This window comes from Listeria goaensis, from assembly GCF_900186125.1.
Classification (GTDB): Bacteria; Bacillota; Bacilli; order Lactobacillales; family Listeriaceae; genus Listeria; species Listeria goaensis.
Map to the genome: position 1 here is coordinate 1 of NZ_FYBQ01000007.1, position 17,509 is coordinate 17,509.

General features: G+C 42.5%; 21 protein-coding genes, 1 other RNA gene and 1 pseudogene. 6 read left to right on the plus strand and 17 right to left on the minus strand.

The window, feature by feature from the left end; genetic code table 11:
• The 5 genes and pseudogenes from CFT42_RS09045 to CFT42_RS09065 form a co-directional block, all read right to left on the minus strand.
• A pseudogene (locus CFT42_RS09045) lies at positions 1-310 on the minus strand (SA1320 family protein); the annotation flags it as partial.
• 17 nt (positions 311-327) lie between these two features.
• Positions 328-1,212 carry a DUF1672 family protein gene (locus CFT42_RS09050; RefSeq protein WP_088815977.1) on the minus strand — a complete coding sequence of 295 codons (885 nt, stop codon included), beginning with the start codon at positions 1,210-1,212 and terminating at the stop codon, positions 328-330.
• 398 nt (positions 1,213-1,610) lie between these two features.
• A complete protein-coding gene (locus CFT42_RS09055; RefSeq protein ID WP_088810179.1) occupies positions 1,611-1,940 on the minus strand; it encodes a cyclic-di-AMP receptor in 330 nt (109 codons plus the stop codon).
• A 102-nt stretch (positions 1,941-2,042) separates the two neighbouring features.
• Positions 2,043-2,666, minus strand: coding sequence for a dTMP kinase (gene tmk, locus CFT42_RS09060; RefSeq protein WP_088815978.1), 624 nt, complete (start codon positions 2,664-2,666; stop codon positions 2,043-2,045).
• Positions 2,667-2,704: 38 nt separating this feature from the next.
• Positions 2,705-4,084: an aminotransferase class I/II-fold pyridoxal phosphate-dependent enzyme gene (locus CFT42_RS09065; RefSeq protein ID WP_088810177.1), complete on the minus strand. Its 1,380-nt coding sequence runs from the start codon at positions 4,082-4,084 to the stop codon at positions 2,705-2,707.
• Positions 4,085-4,238: 154 nt separating this feature from the next.
• On the opposite strand from CFT42_RS09065, the gene dhaK reads away from it, so the two are divergent.
• Genes dhaK through CFT42_RS09085 form a run of 4 tightly spaced genes read left to right on the plus strand, consistent with a single transcriptional unit; the run spans position 4,239 to position 7,089 of the window.
• Entirely contained in the window at positions 4,239-5,231 is a 993-nt protein-coding gene (gene dhaK / locus CFT42_RS09070; protein WP_088815979.1) for a dihydroxyacetone kinase subunit DhaK, read from the plus strand.
• A 12-nt stretch (positions 5,232-5,243) separates the two neighbouring features.
• Positions 5,244-5,846 carry a dihydroxyacetone kinase subunit DhaL gene (gene dhaL, locus CFT42_RS09075; protein ID WP_088815980.1) on the plus strand — a complete coding sequence of 201 codons (603 nt, stop codon included), beginning with the start codon at positions 5,244-5,246 and terminating at the stop codon, positions 5,844-5,846.
• Positions 5,843-6,217 (plus strand): dihydroxyacetone kinase phosphoryl donor subunit DhaM, encoded by a 375-nt coding sequence (gene dhaM / locus CFT42_RS09080; protein WP_088810174.1) that lies wholly within the window; start codon positions 5,843-5,845, stop codon positions 6,215-6,217. The genes dhaL and dhaM overlap by 4 nt, the downstream gene beginning before the upstream one ends.
• A 17-nt stretch (positions 6,218-6,234) precedes the next feature.
• Positions 6,235-7,089 carry an aldo/keto reductase gene (locus tag CFT42_RS09085; protein WP_088810173.1) on the plus strand — a complete coding sequence of 285 codons (855 nt, stop codon included), beginning with the start codon at positions 6,235-6,237 and terminating at the stop codon, positions 7,087-7,089.
• Between the two features lie 75 nt (positions 7,090-7,164).
• Here the strand turns inward: CFT42_RS09085 and CFT42_RS09090 are convergent, their stop codons facing one another.
• From CFT42_RS09090 to CFT42_RS09130, 9 genes are all read right to left on the minus strand, one after another.
• Complete coding sequence (locus CFT42_RS09090; protein ID WP_088815981.1) at positions 7,165-7,842, minus strand: Crp/Fnr family transcriptional regulator; 678 nt, start codon at positions 7,840-7,842, stop codon at positions 7,165-7,167.
• Positions 7,843-8,044: 202 nt separating this feature from the next.
• On the minus strand, positions 8,045-8,293 hold the full coding sequence (locus CFT42_RS09095) for a YaaL family protein (RefSeq protein WP_088810171.1): 249 nt from the start codon (positions 8,291-8,293) through the stop codon (positions 8,045-8,047).
• Positions 8,294-8,313: 20 nt separating this feature from the next.
• Positions 8,314-8,910, minus strand: coding sequence for a recombination mediator RecR (recR, locus tag CFT42_RS09100; RefSeq protein WP_088810170.1), 597 nt, complete (start codon positions 8,908-8,910; stop codon positions 8,314-8,316).
• A 59-nt stretch (positions 8,911-8,969) separates the two neighbouring features.
• On the minus strand, positions 8,970-9,287 hold the full coding sequence (locus CFT42_RS09105) for a YbaB/EbfC family nucleoid-associated protein (RefSeq protein ID WP_088810169.1): 318 nt from the start codon (positions 9,285-9,287) through the stop codon (positions 8,970-8,972).
• 29 nt (positions 9,288-9,316) lie between these two features.
• Positions 9,317-11,041 carry a DNA polymerase III subunit gamma/tau gene (gene dnaX / locus CFT42_RS09110; protein ID WP_088810168.1) on the minus strand — a complete coding sequence of 575 codons (1,725 nt, stop codon included), beginning with the start codon at positions 11,039-11,041 and terminating at the stop codon, positions 9,317-9,319.
• A gap of 122 nt (positions 11,042-11,163) precedes the next feature.
• Positions 11,164-11,625 (minus strand): DUF3284 domain-containing protein, encoded by a 462-nt coding sequence (locus CFT42_RS09115; protein WP_088810167.1) that lies wholly within the window; start codon positions 11,623-11,625, stop codon positions 11,164-11,166.
• Positions 11,622-11,822 (minus strand): DUF3188 domain-containing protein, encoded by a 201-nt coding sequence (locus CFT42_RS09120; RefSeq protein ID WP_088810166.1) that lies wholly within the window; start codon positions 11,820-11,822, stop codon positions 11,622-11,624. Before CFT42_RS09120 ends, CFT42_RS09115 begins: the two co-directional genes overlap by 4 nt.
• Before the next feature lie 3 nt (positions 11,823-11,825).
• The gene (locus CFT42_RS09125) at positions 11,826-12,047 is read right to left on the minus strand and encodes a hypothetical protein (protein WP_007472962.1); all 222 of its coding nucleotides are present in this window, start codon (positions 12,045-12,047) and stop codon (positions 11,826-11,828) included.
• A gap of 142 nt (positions 12,048-12,189) precedes the next feature.
• Positions 12,190-13,554 carry a PTS sugar transporter subunit IIC gene (locus tag CFT42_RS09130; RefSeq protein ID WP_088810165.1) on the minus strand — a complete coding sequence of 455 codons (1,365 nt, stop codon included), beginning with the start codon at positions 13,552-13,554 and terminating at the stop codon, positions 12,190-12,192.
• Positions 13,555-13,946: 392 nt separating this feature from the next.
• On the opposite strand from CFT42_RS09130, the gene CFT42_RS14845 reads away from it, so the two are divergent.
• Complete coding sequence (locus CFT42_RS14845) at positions 13,947-14,102, plus strand: hypothetical protein (RefSeq protein ID WP_162859624.1); 156 nt, start codon at positions 13,947-13,949, stop codon at positions 14,100-14,102.
• Positions 14,103-14,151: 49 nt separating this feature from the next.
• Here the strand turns inward: CFT42_RS14845 and CFT42_RS09135 are convergent, their stop codons facing one another.
• Complete coding sequence (locus CFT42_RS09135; RefSeq protein WP_088810163.1) at positions 14,152-14,811, minus strand: hypothetical protein; 660 nt, start codon at positions 14,809-14,811, stop codon at positions 14,152-14,154.
• 147 nt (positions 14,812-14,958) lie between these two features.
• On the opposite strand from CFT42_RS09135, the gene CFT42_RS09140 reads away from it, so the two are divergent.
• A complete protein-coding gene (locus tag CFT42_RS09140) occupies positions 14,959-15,330 on the plus strand; it encodes a DUF4180 domain-containing protein (RefSeq protein WP_088810185.1) in 372 nt (123 codons plus the stop codon).
• 53 nt (positions 15,331-15,383) lie between these two features.
• Here the strand turns inward: CFT42_RS09140 and ffs are convergent.
• An RNA gene (gene ffs / locus CFT42_RS09145) (signal recognition particle sRNA large type) lies at positions 15,384-15,649 on the minus strand.
• Positions 15,650-15,992: 343 nt separating this feature from the next.
• Positions 15,993-17,504 carry a gluconokinase gene (locus CFT42_RS09150; RefSeq protein ID WP_088815982.1) on the minus strand — a complete coding sequence of 504 codons (1,512 nt, stop codon included), beginning with the start codon at positions 17,502-17,504 and terminating at the stop codon, positions 15,993-15,995.
• Positions 17,505-17,509 lie beyond the last annotated feature (5 nt).

Below are 17,509 nucleotides of genomic sequence, written 5' to 3' on the forward strand. Positions count from 1 at the left end.
TATCCGCTGCTTTTAGTTGATCATCCGGAATATTTCCAGGAAGCGTGGCATCGGTAATAATATCCCGACCACCGTCTTTTTGACCTTGTGTTCCTTGGAAAATCATGCCGACTTCACCCGTTTTCGTATTTTCGACAATCATGTAATCTAGTCCGGATTTCGTGTTATACACACCTTCTTTAACCAAGTACGCTCTTTTTTCTCCGTTTATATCTATATATTGTCTTTCATGTGGCTCTTCGTAGACCACTCTCCCACTTAGTTCTATAATATCCAGATCAGATGTTTTCAACTTTTCTGCTGTCAGCAATTCAACCTCCCCTTTCTCTATTTTTGAATATCTTCAACACTGATATTTTCACCATCAGGAAGTCCCACCCGGTCAACAATAAAGTTTTTATAAATATCTATCGTATAAACAGCTTTCGGCAGTCCAACTTCTTTTTTTAAGTCTTCGGCAATTTTATCCGCCTTTTCTTGTTTGGGTAGTCCGTCACTTTTGCTATAAAATTGAAGAGCAACATGTACGTTTTTAAAATTTTCATCTTCCTTAAGAAATAGCTCGCGTATCTCGGTCGGATTGATTTCAGGATTACTTATATAAGCATTGTAGGCATCATCAAAAGCAATACTTGTCGGAATAAAATAATACGAGTGTTGATACCCTGATGCTTGTGTCTTATCTATAGTTTCTTGGTTCAAACCTTGTAAATTATACTTTTCCGCTTCTTTTTCGGCAAATAAATCCAATCTTTTAAATTCTGCCTCATAAGCTTTTGCATACAAGCCACTTACAATTGCGGACTCAACTACACCATCTTCCGAGCGAACAAAATCCGGTGGATCAAGTTTCTTTTTCTGCATATCAAGCCCGACAATCACAGAAGTATGGAACTCTATCGGGTCTTCTGCTTCGACCATGACAACCGCCGCATCTCTTGCAGGTACAACATTATTCACTTTAACATCAGTTTTATATGTATCTTTCATATATGCGATGGCTCGCTTTTTAATTTCTGCTTCGTTCTTTTCGACAATTTCTTTAGACTTGTCGCCATCAACGAAAATAAATCCTTGCCCTTTATACTCCGCAACAGGTGTTGTCCCGTCGTCTATTTTCTTTTCTTTTTCATCTGACTGCCCCATAAATGAACAACCTCCTAGTAAAATTGATAAACCAATAATGGAAATCGCTATTTTTTTCCCGTTCATGGTTACACCCCTTTTCTCTATTTATATAAAAAACACCTCTTATAGTATACAACAAGAAACCCTGTTTTAAAATTAAAACCCCCAATTTTGTTGGTCTTACTCTTCCTCCCACACTAGCCGTTCTTGTGTTTGTAGCGTTATAACAACCTCCCTCTTACGTACGCTTTTGCCATAAGGTCGCGCAATTCAGGCAGGGCATTCTAATTGAAACTCATCTCCAGTTTATATATTTTTCTTACAATTTTAATAGAGCATGTTACTTTTTTATTGTTTGTGTAGATTTTATGAATTTTTTAGAAAAAAAGACATAAAAAAAGAGGAGCTTTGTTGCGATTCCCAAGAGTTAGATTTTTAGTCTAACTTTTGGGGATTCGCTCACGCAACTACTCTTTTTCACTCTAAAAATGATGGAAACTTTCAACTGGCATCACAAACACTGTCGCCCCGCCAACTTGGACTTCAATTGGGTAAGGGACATAGGTGTCAACCGTTACGCCGAGTGAGGCAGATGGTGTCATCATTTGTTCGCGCGCCTTGCAATTTTCGCGGATAATATCGAGTGCATCGTCCACACGGTCGTCTTCCACACCGATGATGAACGTCGTATTCCCCGCTTTCAAAAAGCCACCTGTTGTCGCAAGCTTTGTTGCACCAAAATTATCTTTCATCAAAGCATCAGACAGACGATTGCTATCCTGGTCTTGAACAATAGCGAAAATTAATTTCATTTTTTTCATCTCCTTCAAAGAGCTTTTTTTAATTATAGCAAAAATATCCGCCTAGACTCATTTTTTTGCTTTCCTCGCCTAGTGAATACCTCACACGTAGTGTCAGTTTAGCCGTTTTAAAATATGCGCGATAATTTCATCTGTAATCTCTTCTGGCGTGCGATTTGCGTCAATTCGAATGATGCGTTCTGGAAACATCGCGATAATTTCTTCATAGCCTTTTTGAACCTTATCGTGGAAGCTAATATCTTCCTTGTCAAGCCGATTAATTTCGCGCCCGCGACTTGCCGCAATCCGTTCTAACCCTGTCGCCGCATCTACGTCCAAATAAAAAGTCATGTCAGGTAACGTTTCGCCAACTGCGAACAAATTGATACTAAGTACTTCTTGTATACCTATACCACGTCCGGCGCCTTGGTAAGCAAGCGAGCTATCAATAAACCGGTCACAAAGCACCGTTTTTCCCGCCTGAAGTGCTGGTCGAATTTTTTCAACAACATGCTGGCGTCTAGCACCTGCGATAAGAAGCGCCTCCGTCCGCGAATCCATTTCCTCATTCCCAATTCCAAGCACAATTTCCCGAACCTTTTCGGAAATCGGACTGCCGCCCGGCTCACGCGTTTTAATAAAGTCAATGCCCGCAAGTCGCATTTTTTCTTCTAATAAACGCATCGTTGTCGTCTTTCCCGAACCGTCCGGCCCTTCAAGCGTAATAAATAACCCCATCGTTTCCTCTCCTTCAAGCAAGTCTCTTTTCGATTATATCATAAATACACTGCAATTTTGCCGTCTTTTAAGTGCTCTCCTCCGTGGAAATGTACGCCAGATGTGGCTTTCAAAAAAGCAATGTGCGCTTCCGTCAGTTTTTCTCCGCGAAGGACGAAAGGAATCCCAGGCGGATACACCGAAATGTTTTCTGCGGCGACGGCATGCACCGCTTCGTCTAATGCCACAAGAACGCTATCCAGTTCGGCCATTTCCGTATAGGATAGTGCCAGCTCTGAAAGTTTTGGCGTGGCAAATTCAATTGGCCTCGTTTCCCCTTTTGGCGCCTTGATTGCCCGCAATTCTCTAGTTGGTGCAAACTGCGTTCCGCTCCGTGTGAGCGGCAAAATCAGCAGCATTTGGCGGTCGTCCGCCAGTTCAGGATAGTAGTCGTGTGCCTCAAAATGCCGTGCAATTTCGTGTCCTGAATACCCGTTTTTCCGAACAACCAGCTTTAACGGATCGTCTGGGAGCAAAACGATGAAGCCTGCATCTTCCAAGTAGTCGACCCATTTGGCGCGCATTTTCCAAAAAGCTTGAAAATCATCGTCCGAATACATAGCCATGAAGCGGCGCGCCAAATCAAGCGAAGCCATCACAAGGTAGGAAGGGCTGCTTGTTTGCACGATTTGGAGGTAGTGGCGAATGCGTGCGAGCCGCGCGGAATCCGAATTAATATGTAGGAAAGCGCCCATTGTCATCGCCGGGAGTGTCTTATGCGCCGACTGCACGACCGCGTCCGCCCCGCATCTAAGCGCATCACGCGGAAAAGCATCACTTGCAGCAAAATGCGCCCCGTGCGCCTCGTCAACCAAAACGAGCGCCCCAAAATGATGAATCACTTGTGCCACACGCGCCAAATCAAACGTCGTACCGTAGTAGCTCGGATACGTCAAAACGGCTGCCACAATGTCCGGATACTCGCGAAACGCCTGTTCAAGTGTCGCCACGTCTACGCCATTTGAAACGCCCGTCAAAACATCTTTTTTTGTGTTTAAAAAAACAGGCCGAGCTCCCGCAAGTTCCAAAGCATGCACGACCGACTTATGCGCATCACGAGTCACTAAAACGCGCTCACCGCGGCGAACTGCAGCAAGTATCATCGCTAAGTTCCCACTGGTGGAGCCGCCAACTAGAAAAAAACTCTTGCTTGCGCCGTACGCCGAACTTAATAACGCTTCCGCTTCCCGAATTGCTCCTTCCGGGTGGTGCAAATCGTCTAATCCGCTTATTTCCGTCAAATCATATTTCAGCATGTCTTGCCATTTAAGTTCAGACAAAATGCCATTTTTATGACCCGGCACGTGAAACGAAAGTGGATTTTGACGTACATGTTCTTCCATTTTTGAAAATAACGGAACCTCTTCCTGACTAGCCATTTCGACGCCTCCTTTTCCAATCATTATTGTAGCATTTTTATAAACAGAATGCTTCTTGTTAAGCGTTTACATAAAAAACATATTATAATAGAGTTTAACAAGACGGGCAAAGGGAAATTTTTAACTGTAGGAAAATTTGGAGGAGGTTTTTTTCATGAAAAAAATTATCAATAGCACAGATCAAGTTGTCGAGCAAATGGTAGAAGGCCTTGTGAAAGCGCATCCAGATTTAATCGAACGTGTTCCAGATACGCGGGTTATCGCGAGAAAGGACAAGCGACCTAACAAAGTCGGCCTTGTGAGTGGCGGCGGTTCGGGCCATGAACCTGCGCATGCGGGTTATGTTGGGCAAGGTATGCTTTCTGCGGCCGTTTGCGGCGATGTTTTCACTTCCCCAACACCTGACCAAATTCATGAAGGCATTAAAGCGGCCGACCAAGGAAAAGGCGTGCTCTTAATTGTTAAAAACTATACGGGCGATGTAATGAATTTTGACATGGCGAAAGAACTTGCCGAAATGGACGATATCGAAGTGGATCAAATTATTATTGACGATGATATTTCTGTAGAAGATAGCACCTTCACGACTGGACGGCGCGGCGTAGCTGGAACCGTGTTCGTGCATAAAATTGTCGGGGCGGCGGCGGAAGCTGGGGCGAGTTTGCAGGAACTAAAAGCGCTTGGTGAAAAAGTGGTGAAAGCGACTAAGACGATTGGCGTAGCCTTGACACCTTGTACAGTTCCAGAGGTTGGGCATCCTGGTTTTGAGCTTTCCGACGATGAAATCGAACTAGGCATTGGCATTCATGGTGAGCCTGGTTTTAGCCGCGAAAAAATTATGTCGTCAAAAGAGCTCGCGAAACAGCTTTTTGACCGCATTAATAAGGAGCATCATTTCATATCGGGAGATAAGGTCGTCGTGCTTGTGAACGGGATGGGCGGAACGCCACTAATGGAACAATACATTTTCACAAACGATGTCCATGAACTTTTAAGCGACGCGCATGTCACTGTTGAAAAAACTTTTGTTGGCGACTACATGACTTCGCTTGAGATGGCGGGGTTATCGCTTACGATTTTAAAACTAGAAGATGAAAAATGGGTGGATATGCTGAATCTGCCTGTCCAAACAATCGCATGGAAATGAGGAGGGCTCACGATGACTTATGATAAAAACTGGGCAATGAATTGGCTAACTGATTTTTCGGACCAAATCATTGGAAATAAGCAACTTTTAAGCGACTTGGACCAGTCAATCGGTGACGGCGACCACGGCATCAATATGGCGCGCGGACTGACAGAACTGAAAAACGCTTTTGCAAAAAAGCCTCCAGAAACTTTAAAAGACGTCTTCAAAACAACCGCGATGACACTACTCAGCAAAGTAGGCGGCGCATCTGGCCCACTGTACGGCTCCGCCTTTCTAAATATTAGCAAAGCCGTTGACGCTGACACCCTCACCGAAGAACAGCTCATAGATGCGCTCGAAGCGGGCTTAAACGGCATTAAAAACCGCGGAAAATCACAAGCTGGGGAGAAAACAATGATTGATGTTTGGGAGCCCGTTATCCGCGTCATGCGACAAGGTGAATTTTCAAATGACGCGATTCAGACGGCCCTAGAAAAAACAAAAGACATGAAAGCCACAAAAGGTCGCGCCTCGTACCTAGGGGAGCGCTCCATTGGGCATCTCGATCCCGGTGCGTATTCGTCCGCCATACTATTTGCATCCCTTTTAAAAAGCGAGGAGGTAACTAAATGAAGAAGCCTTACGGAATTGTGATTATTTCGCACTCGGCCGATGTTGCAAAAGGTGTATTTGATATCGCAAGCCAAGTGGCGCATGACGTTTGCATCACCTATGCTGGCGGAACGGATGACGGCGGTATCGGCACGAGTTTTGATAAAGTAAATGACGCTTTCGAACAAAATGAAGCCGATAAAGTGTACGCGTTTTACGACCTCGGCAGCGCAAAAATGAATATTGAAACGGTCAGCGAACTTTCAGACAAAGAAATCATTTTATTTGATGCTCCCCTTTTGGAAGGCGTCTATGCTACGGCCGCACAAATCCAAATTGACGAAAAGCCAGACGTCATTTCTAAAAACTTAAAATCGATTGAAATGAAATAAGGCGAGGAGGAGATAACATGACCAAGTCGTTTTCTGACCAAATCCAGCTAAATAATGGCGTTTTAATGCCCAAGCACGGGTTTGGTGTTTACAAGATTACCGACGAATTTGAATTGCGTAACTCCCTCGAAGCCGCGGCGAAGGCCGATTACCGCCTTTTTGACACTGCGGCTTTCTACCAAAATGAGCAGTTTATGGGTGATTTCTTTCATTCTTCGGGGTTAAAAAGGGAGGACTTCTTTGTTACGACGAAAGTGTGGAACACCGATCAGGGCTACGATGAGACGCTGAAAGCTTTTGAAGCGTCCCGGAAAAAGTTGCAGCTCGACCAAATCGATTTATATTTAGTGCACTGGCCCAAACAAGAAACCTTTTTCGAAACTTGGAAGGCGCTTGAAAAGCTCTATGATGAAGGTTTTGTTCGCGCAATTGGCGTTTCTAATTTTGAGGCGCACCATCTTGACCGCCTCCTCACCAAAGCCAATGTTCTGCCGGCTGTCGACCAACTCGAAACCCACCCTTACTTCCCGAATAAGTTGCTGCATCATTACTTAGATGAGTTACATATAGCGCATCAGGCCTTCAGCCCGCTCGGAAGAGGCCAAGTTTTAAAAGACGGCGAGCTTAAAAAAATTGGCAAGCGGTACAATAAGACGCCCGCCCAAGTCGTCTTACGTTGGCACCTTCAAAATGACAACGCCATCATTCCAAAGTCCGAACACCCTAATCGAATTCGCGAGAACGCGGACATTTATGACTTTGCCTTAACCCGTGAAGAAATGATTATTATTAACAAATTAAACCGCGGCGAACGTGTGAGTAGCGCGCCCGATGTTGTTTATGTCCGCACGGAAAAGCCGTTTGGGCTATGATAGTACCCCTGAAGATTATATGAAAAAAATCGAGAAACCCTTCCTAACACTGGAAATGTTTCTCGATTTTTTACACTAAAACTTGTTTTGGCAATCCGCTTGTATTCTAATTTCTTTGCGTTTTCCGGAATCTACAATAAAGTTTTCGTCTCGAAGGATTTCTAAAATTTTTCTCATGGTGACGTAACTAATCCCTAAGTAGTTCGTTAATATGGTTAAAGTAAACTGTTTTGGCAAAACCACACTAAGCTCACTTGAGCCGCCAAACTCTTTGGCTAAATCGGTTAACATCTGTTTGCTGCGTTCGTACGGCTTTGCCTGAAAGTTACTATAATTTCTCATCAGCACTTGGTTTAAGTCCTTGTTAATTAGATAGCAATACAGCCACCCTTCTTGGAGTCCCATTAATAATTCAAGAACCTCTACTTTTGGAAATTCGATTAATTCCACTTTTCCAATGTTTAAAGTCACAAGTTCCGAGTCTTCACTAAATAAAATAGATTCAAGGCCTATAAAACGATTTTCTCCGCGAAAGTATAACAAATTCCCGTCTTTTCGTGCCGCCACAATGCCACTTAAAATAAAGTAAACTTTTGTATTCTCTGTTTTTGAAAGCAAAACTCGGCTTCGATCAATACGGATTTTTTTCATAGATCCTTGTAAGTTTGACGTTAACAATTCTTTTAATTGCAGTTCATTAAAGTAATCATACACTTCTTTTTTTGTGTATAACCCCATCATCAACTCATGCATTTATTTCACTCCTTTTTTTGCTTCCCCCCTTAAACTCTCCTAGTTTAAATGATTTTATAGACGAATCATACACCTAAATTTCACAAATACAGGCACATTATTGAACTTTTTGTGACAATTGGGTTTAAACTTGTATTATTTTACATATTTTTTAAATGAAAAAGGCTGCAGATTTTATTCATCTACAACCTTTAAGCATACTTTATTTTTTCCCGCTGACGCCACGATGTCTTGCCTCTTTAAAGAGGTAAAAATATTTGGCGCCCGCCTTTTTTGCTTCATATTCTAAACGCTCATTATAGTTGAAACTTTTGCGCAAGATAACTTTTTGTTTATGCCATTCTTCTTGCGTCGCTTCAATTAAATCCATCAAATACGCATCATATTCTTTGTGCAGTTTCCCCATTTTCTTTCTTTTTTTTCTACCGTGCTGAACGCTTCTTGATTCCATATTCGTCACCTCAAATTTCGTTAAACTTCTCGGCGTCCCTCTAATGCTTTTGATAACGTGACTTCATCAGCATATTCTAAATCGCCACCAACAGGAAGACCGTGCGCAATCCGCGTCACTTTAATGCCACTTGGTTTAACAAGCCGTGATATGTACATCGCGGTTGCTTCCCCTTCGACATTTGGATTTGTCGCTAAAATAAGCTCCGTCACTTCTTCGTTTTGTAGGCGCTTCAGGAGGTCAGGAATGTTGATATCTTCAGGGCCAACTCCGTCCATAGGCGAAATTGTTCCATGTAAGACGTGATACTGGCCATGGTAGTCGCGCATTTTTTCCATTGCAATGACATCACGTGGCTCTTCCACGACGCAAATCACGCTTTTATCCCGAGAGTGATCTTTACAAATATAGCACGGATCGGTGTCCGTAATATGCCCACAAACCGAGCAAAAACTCAGGTTTCGTTTGGCGTCAACGAGTGCTTTGGCAAAGCCGAGCACGTCATCTTCTTTCATATCTAGCACGTAAAAAGCAAGGCGTGCAGCCGATTTTGGCCCAATGCCTGGTAATTTCATGAAACTATCAATTAGCTTCGTTATCGGCTCAGGATAATGCATCTTCATCGCTCACTTTCAAAAAAGCAGGCAGAACGTCAAACATTCTGCCGCCTAATCTCTTATAATCCAGGAATATTCATTCCTTGTGTGAATTTGCCCATTTTTTGAGCAGTCGTATCTTCCACTTGTTTCAGCGCATCATTTGTCGCCGCTAATACAAGGTCTTGTAGCATTTCCACGTCTTCTGGATCCACCACTTCTTCTTTAATGACAATATCTAGCACTTGGCGTTTGCCGCTCATTTTGACAGCGACCATTTCCCCACCAGCCGTGCCAGTGAATTCCATTTCTTCTAATTCCGCTTGAGCTTTCGCCATATCCTTTTGCATTTTTTGCATTTGTTTCATCATACCTTGCATATTTCCCATTCCACGCATAAAAAATTCTCCTCTTCATCATTTAATTTTTATTCTTTTATTTCGAGTAAATCTGCTCCTACGAGTTTTTCCGCTTCTTCGACGAATGAATTAGTGTCCGCCACCGCAGGTTTTGGAAGTTCCTCGCCTGACTCATGTTCCTCGGAAGGAGTATGAGTTTTCAAGAAGTTTTCACGCACTTCAAACCATTGAATTTCAGGTATCCCAATGAAACTATAATTGACTTGCGTTAATTTTGAAATGCTCGTTTCAATCGTTTCAACAAAAGATTGATTGTCCATCGCCATTTGACAATGAATTTCATGCTTAAATTTTAACACAAAAGTGTCTTCTGACGCAGCAACTGGCTCAGCATCATTTAAAAGTGCCGCTTGGGACGCCATAAGCATCGACAAAAGCTCACCCCAGCAACCGCGAATCAATTGTAAATCTTTCTTTTTCGCGACATCGAGCACATGATTAATTTTCCCAACTGGTGCCTTAAAACTTTTCGAATTGTTAATCGCTGCTTTTTTAGGTCGGGCAACTTTCTCCGCGTTTGTGGTATCCGCACGAACCCCATTTTCTAGCAGCTTTTTCACATCGGCTAGCTCCCGCTTCAATTCCCGCACTTCATTTTGTAAGGCAGAAACATCGGCGCCAGACTCCCCTTGCACAATCGGATTCCCGCCCCGTAATTGGGTCAGCTCCACTACGGCAACTTCCACATAAATTCCCGGGTGGTTCGAAAACCGCATTTGCGTGGTCGTCTTATTTAAAAGCTCCACGCCCTTATAAATTTGGCTTGCATTCGCCGCTTTCGCTAACTCCTGAAAAGCCTCATCTGGAACGGCGCGTTCAAGCGTCTCCTCCAAATTTGGCGCCTTCTGATAAAGTAAAATGTCACGGAAGAAAACAAGTAAGTCTTCCACCAATCGAACGGGGTCTTTGCCCTCTGAAAGCAAGCCCGAAAGGCGTTCCATCGCCAGACTCGCATCTTGGTTTAAAATCGCCGCAACTAAATCGGTCAATAAATTTTGCGCCACCGAACCGGTAATTTCAAGCGCATCCGAAACGCTGACCTCGTCTGAACCATAAGAAATGACTTGGTCGAGCAAACTAAGTGCGTCGCGCATGCCTCCCTCGGCAGCTCGTGCGATAATCATTAGCGCCTTTTCATCAAAAGCAATCTTTTCCTCGTTTAAAATGAAAGCCATGCGCTGAACGATGTCTTGCGTAGTAATTCGCTTAAAGTCGAAGCGCTGTACCCGAGAAATAATCGTCAGCGGCAACTTATGCGGCTCTGTCGTTGCAAGTATAAAAATGACATGCTTCGGCGGCTCTTCAAGCGTTTTGAGGAGCGCGTTAAAAGCGCCGGTTGATAACATGTGCACTTCATCAATAATATATACTTTATATTTGGAAACAGTTGGCGCGTATTTCACTTTCTCACGAATATCGCGAATTTCCTCCACGCCGTTATTGCTGGCAGCATCAATTTCCAGAACGTCTGGATTTGATCCATCTGTAATCCCTTTGCAAATATCACATTCATTACATGGCTCACCATCTGTGCTATTTTCGCAATTGATTGCTTTCGCAAAAATCTTCGCTGCACTTGTTTTCCCAGTTCCCCGAGGTCCACTAAATAAGTAAGCATGTGATGTTTTGTTTTGAGTGATTGCGTTTTGAAGTGTTTTAGTGACATGACTTTGCCCGACAACATCATCAAACGACTGCGGCCGAAAAACACGATATAATGCCTGATATGCCATCCTTCACTCTCCTCTAAACCTTAGTAGTTTTATTATAGCTTACTTCGGACTATTTTGTTAAGAGTAAACTTCTCCCTTTCACCTAAAAAGGCGTCCAAACGGCTGGACACCTTCCAAGTTTTTTATTCAGCATTCGGTGCGGCATTTTGTTTCTTTGCTTTACTTTCGTTAATAACCGAAAGTTCAATTGCTTTTAATAAGTTTTTCGCACGTTTCCTTCTAAAAATCCCAAACAAGAAACCAACGATCATATTATTTAGCTTTTGCACAGTACCTTCCGCCTCAATTTTCTCATGATATGAAGCTTCACATGTGCCTTCGCTTGTCGCTTTAATGGCATACGTTGTAATATGCGTATTCACACGGCTCTTTGTTTCAAATACGTATTGCTCATACGGCTTCACTTCCGTAATTGCAATCGTGGCACGAGCACCATTTGACATATCTCGTTGGTAAGAGAACCCTTCCAACTGGCGCATTTGCTTACTTTTTCCAGTTGATTGTTTTATATCATAAATAACAGATTTTATAATGGCATCAAAACATTCTTTTTGCGAAATATATAATTTTTGCGAGATATTCATTTCTTATCTCCTCCTTGTCCATCATTCTTTTTCCCTTTTTTCACTTTTATGAAGACAAGAACGACCCCAATTAAAACAATGACCAAGCCAGTAACCATAAACGGCACATTCGCTGCCCCGTTTTTCCCATAAGAAGGGCTTAACATAATGATCAAAAGCCCAATACTCATGATAAATAAACCATTAGCAATTTTCATATCTTAACCCACAGTCACTTGGAAATAAAGCACAGCGCCAATTTCCGTTGCCTTTATAGTATCTTTTGCAATACGTGCTGCTTTTTCTTCATCTTCTAAATTTGTTTCAAAGCTAAGTTTCATACCCACTTCGCTCACCTTTTTAAAAGTCACACCATCTTCATTATAATTTTCAAGCAACTCCGTCACGTAATCGCGTTTCATTGGACAATTTACAATAATCATTTTGAAAACCTCCTCAAGTAATATTTTAACGTTAAGCGTTTCACGTTGCAATAAGAAACCTTAACTAAATTTGTTTTTCGGCGCGTTTTACAACGCATAATAATCTGGCTGGGCAATTCAGACCTCCCAGCCAGAAACAATTTTACTCTTTCATTTCTTCTTCCGGGACACCTACACGGTTTGCTGTGATAACAAACGGTACCCAAATGAGGAAGGCTATTATCATATTGACTAATGATATGACCGGAGCCATCCAATCTCCCCCTGTTGCCAGGAACGAGTTTAGAAGTGGCGGCATTACCCAAACAACTGCTATTTTAACTGGACCGACCAGTCCTAGTGTTGTTGCAAAGTAAGCGACAGTAACCATAATCATTGGCGCAATAATGAATGGGATTAAGTAAATTGTATTTAAAACAATCGGCAAACCAAACATAATTGGTTCATTAATATTAAAAATACCAGGGCCGAGTGATAGTTTTGCTACTGTACGAGAATCCGCACGTTTCGAGAACATAAGAAGAGCGATGATAAGTACGATTGTACCACCAGAACCACCCATCCATACGTAAGCATCAAAGGAACCACGAACCCAATCAAACGGTAGCGCCACTTTTTCCTGCGCAGCCGCAATATTTTGAAGTTGAGCTGTTCCCCATAAGGATTCTAATACTGGCGCAAGTACGTTTGGCCCGTGAATACCAAAGAACCAAAGTAGTTGCACTAAGAAAGTAATTAGTAAGACAGCCCCGTAACCTTGTGAAAGATCAAGTAGAGGTTCTTGAATTGTTTTAGAAATCCAAGAAATAACATCCATATTTGTAATTTTGAAGAATGCCCAATCAATAATTGCCACAACATAAAGTGCAACAAGTGCTGGAATAATCGCAGCAAACGCTTTACTTACAGCTGGCGGAACTGAATCCGGCATTTTAATTGTAATTTTACGACGCATTAATTTAGCGTAGATAATCGTTGAAATAAAACCAAAAATCATGGCAGTAAATAGACCCGTTCCATTTACTTGTCCCATATTAAAGAATCCATAAATACCTGTAAACTCTTTTGGTAAGCTACTAATATCAAAATCAGCATTAGCTGCAGTAATTGCAGCTTTAACAGCGTCTAAGCTAATTGTTACTGTTAAGTTCATAACAAAGGCAGCTAAGGAAACTAAGCCCCCTGCAAGACGATCTACTTCGTAAACTTTTGATAAATTATAACCTAACGAGAATGCAAAAATAATCGATACAATTGCTAGAGTCCCATTATAAACATATCCATTAATCCCAATTAGTGGTTGCATGGCTTCAACAAAGCCTGTCCAGCCCCAATCTGTTGGAAAATCCCTAAAAAATGCATTTAAAAGTACTGCAATCGACCCCGCCATCGTAATTGGCATTGTCGAAATAAACGCATCACGTAACGCAACTAAGTGCTTTTGCGAACCAATTTTGGCTGCAACTGGAACAAAATATTTCTCTAAAAATGCTGTTAATCCGTTCATCTTAATCCTCCCTTTAGTACAAAAATGATTCGCCTATTAACAAAATAATGTGCTAACCTTTTAACCTAACTCCCTCTGAATCTATTTTGATTATTAGACGACCTCCAACTCAAGCCTTGCGAAATTCGGGAGTCCTCCTCTCTGTTTCATGATAAGGCTTTCATGGATACACTAATTTATATAGCAATTTATGTGCCAACTTTTTTGTATGCAAAACGAACTAAAAAACCTCAAAATAGACACTTTCTTTTATTTACACACATTTTTAAGAATCGTGTAAACCAAGAAACCGCTTACACACAATTGCGTGATTTTTCACAAAAAGACCTCCTTTTTATTTATGAATTCCTTATTTCGTGCTATACTAAATCTATAAAAACGAGGTGATGAACGTGGCTCTTAAATCTGATATGCCCGAAGAAAGCCGTAACAGTAAAGTCATCAAGCGCGGTGATTATTCGATTATTTTTCCAGATGATTTAAAGGAATTACCGAAGTTGAAGCGTGACGAAGATAAAAAAGAGACTGAAAAAGACAAGTCTAATTAAAAAAAAACCTCAAAAGTTAGAATAAAATCTAACTTTTGAGGTTTTTTAATTAGTCTACATTTTTTTCATCTTCAATTGAAAATATTACCATGTTTTTCGCATCATCAACACGGACTTTTACGTTTTTGTTCAGTTTCTCTTTAAATAGCGCGGTGATATCTAAAAAGTCGTCATAGCTCGAAATGTCGCTTTTTTCATAGCCTTGCAAAATGGTTGGTTTGATTCGGGTAACAAATTTATCGGACGATGTTTCTTCCGGGTCATACTTGTAGATTTCTTTCCCGTTTTTATCATGAAAAGAATAAACGGCGTACATATCGTCTTTCGTCCGGTATACATCTTCTTGCGTGACATACGCGTTATCCGCAATACTGTAATCGAGCTTTCCCGCGTAGTTTTTATCAAGTGAAGGTTCGTTTAGCTCGTACTGTTTATACGCGATGCGGAATAAGTATTCAAGATTGTAGTAGCTATTTACGCGAAAATATAAATGCTTATCCTCTTTCTTTTTATCCACGCCAATGTCCGTTGAAGAAATCGGGAAAACCTCATATAACTTTCCGTTTATTTCATAGGCTACATCATATTTATCAAGCACTTCTTGCCTTTGAAAGACACCAAAAATAATACTTAGAATGGCTAAAACGGCCACAATAACAGCTAAAATACTTAAAATGATAATGTTCTTTCGTTTTTTGATGTGTTGCATACTTTTCATCCTTCTTTATCTAGTTACGTCATACTAATATTGTAACAGTTTTACATTGCTTTTTCACTTTTTTATTTAAAAAAAGGAGTTGCGAAACTTTAATGACGTCGTGTTACAATGAATATAAAAAATAAGCGAGGAATTCCAATGAATACGAAAATTGTAATAGAAAATGGGCTACGCTGTGCAATTATACATCATGACAAGGTTATCATATCGAGCGTCGAGACCGCTCTCGATGTAATTATGACTGTGCAATACGAAAATGACTGCACACGAATTGCTTTAAATAAAGAGGCATTTGATGAGCGTTTCTTTGATTTGCGAAGCGGACTTGCTGGTGAGGTACTTCAAAAATTTGTCACTTATCAGACGAAGCTTGCAATTGTGGGCGATTTCTCGGTTTATCGTAGCAAGGCACTGCAAGATTTTATGCGCGAAAGCAATGCGGGGGATGCAATTTTCTTTGCTCAAAATGAGGCGGAAGCTTTGGAGAAGCTGTGCGGAGATGCAATTTGAACATGAAAAAACCCTCTTTTATACAAAAGAGAGTTCGTATTTAAAATTTAACGCCGTGCACCCAAGTTCGACATACAACCACCTGCGTTACGTCAGTCGTTAGCTCAGATCAGGCAACCTTGCGGCACATAAAAGGCACTGCTTAATGCTGCTTCCTTCCGGACCTGACATGGTTCACAGGCTTCCATTGCGCAAGACCCAATCGTCAACACCACTTGCTGGCGGCAGACCAGACAGGTATAGGCCTCAATTTGGGAATTCAACCCCGCTAGAGCGGATTGCGGGTTACAGGGCGCCGCTATCTCCCCGTCTAGCACGGCAAATTTGCTACCAAAATGAATGAACCCTGATTTAAAAGGCTCAAACATTAGTTTATCTTTTTTAGTTAAAAAGTGCAAGTAAAATCGCGCGTTCTAGTAAAAATCAACCTTGCGACTGATAAATTTAGGCACGCTAAAATCGCCAAGGAAAACCAAAAGATAATCTGGCTTGCAAAAGCAAGCCAGATTATCTTAAAAATCATACTAAATAGATGCTTACGAGTGTCGCGATAAGCGTTCCGAGTAGACAAATGCCAACTAGAACGAGGGCGATCCATACAATTTTTTTGTTCATCATAAAAACCCCTTTTTTCTTTATTACTGAACTATTCCCCTGAAATTTTATTTTGTAACATTTTTTTGCCAATCAATTAGTTGTTTGTTGATTCCGGTTAGTTGTACGGTCGCTAGTTCGAAGATTTTATGGAGCTCTGCATATGCTTTTGCGCGCTCCACATTCGGCCTGTAAACGGCTTTTATAGCTGGCTTTTTGGGTAACGTAAAACTAGCCCGCCTGCCAAGGGATTTCATTGCGAGTAGCGCGGCGCCGAGGCTTGAACCCTCGATTGTGTGGGTTACGCGTACTTCGCGATTTAAAATGTCCGCGAGCAAGCTGCACCAAAACGTGTGCGCGGCGATACCGCCTGAAACATACACCACATCCCCTTTTTCCCCCATAGAGGAATAAACGCTCGCCAAATTTAGCGCAACGCCTTCGATGGCTGCGCGGAGGAATTCAGGCGGCGTGTGGTTGATGGTGATGCCCAAAAAGGCCGCGCGAATATCACTTGTCCAGTAAGGTGCGCGTTCCTCGAGCAAATACGGCAGAAACAAAAGTCCATTAGACCCTAGTGGCACTTCGGCTGCGTTTTGCATGAGCTTCACGTAATCACGATTTTCACGCACATCTTGGGGTGCAAACTGCTCCATCGCCCATTCGATGGCCTTGCCGCCGTTGTTCACAGCGCCACCTTGAATGAAAAGGCCGTCTGTTAGGCGGTAACAAAACGTGCGGCTTCTGCCGTCTGTTTGGAAGGTCGTGGTCGTTTTGCGGACGGCGCCGCTTGTACCTACTGTTACGGTAACATCATTCGGAGCTGTCGCTTGGAGGCCTAAATTTGCAAGGGCTCCGTCGCTTGCGCCGACGACAAAAATGGTGCCCGGGGCAATGCCCATTTCGCTTGCGAGTTCGGTGCTGAGGCCGCTCAGTTGGTGCAGTTCGGAGACAACGGTCGGGAGTTTGTTTTGCGAGAGCTGCGCGATTTCAAGCGCCGATTTTTCATAGCAGCCGGCTTTCGTGTTGTAGAGCCCAGAAGCGGACGCGAGCGACGCATCAATTAGCCATTTGCCGAACATTTTGTATAAAACATAGCTCTTAATTCCGCACGCCATGTGCATGGCCGCCATTTTTTCGGGTGCCGTTTCGGAAAGCCATATCAATTTTGCGAACGGACTCATTGGGTGAATCGGCGTGCCAGTTTTTTCGTAAATGCCTTCGAGATAGTAATGGCGTTTGGCCGTTTCAAGCGCCGCACTGCTACGGCTGTCCGCCCAAGTGATGCAATTTGTGAGCGGCGAACCGGTTTTGTCGATCAAAATCAAACTGTGCATCGCCGCACTGAATGAGATGGCGGCAAGTTCATCTTGCCCAATCCGACTCGCCGACATGACCATCCAAATGGCCTTTTTGACGGCCTCAAAGATTTCATCGGGGTTTTGCTCGGCCTTGCCCGAAACGTCGGTCGCCAAATTGTAATGCACTGCATAGCGCGTCACTTGGCTCCCGTTTTCATCAAAAAGAACCGCCTTTGTACTTGTCGTGCCAATATCAACGCCCATAAAAAACTCGCTCATTTTAT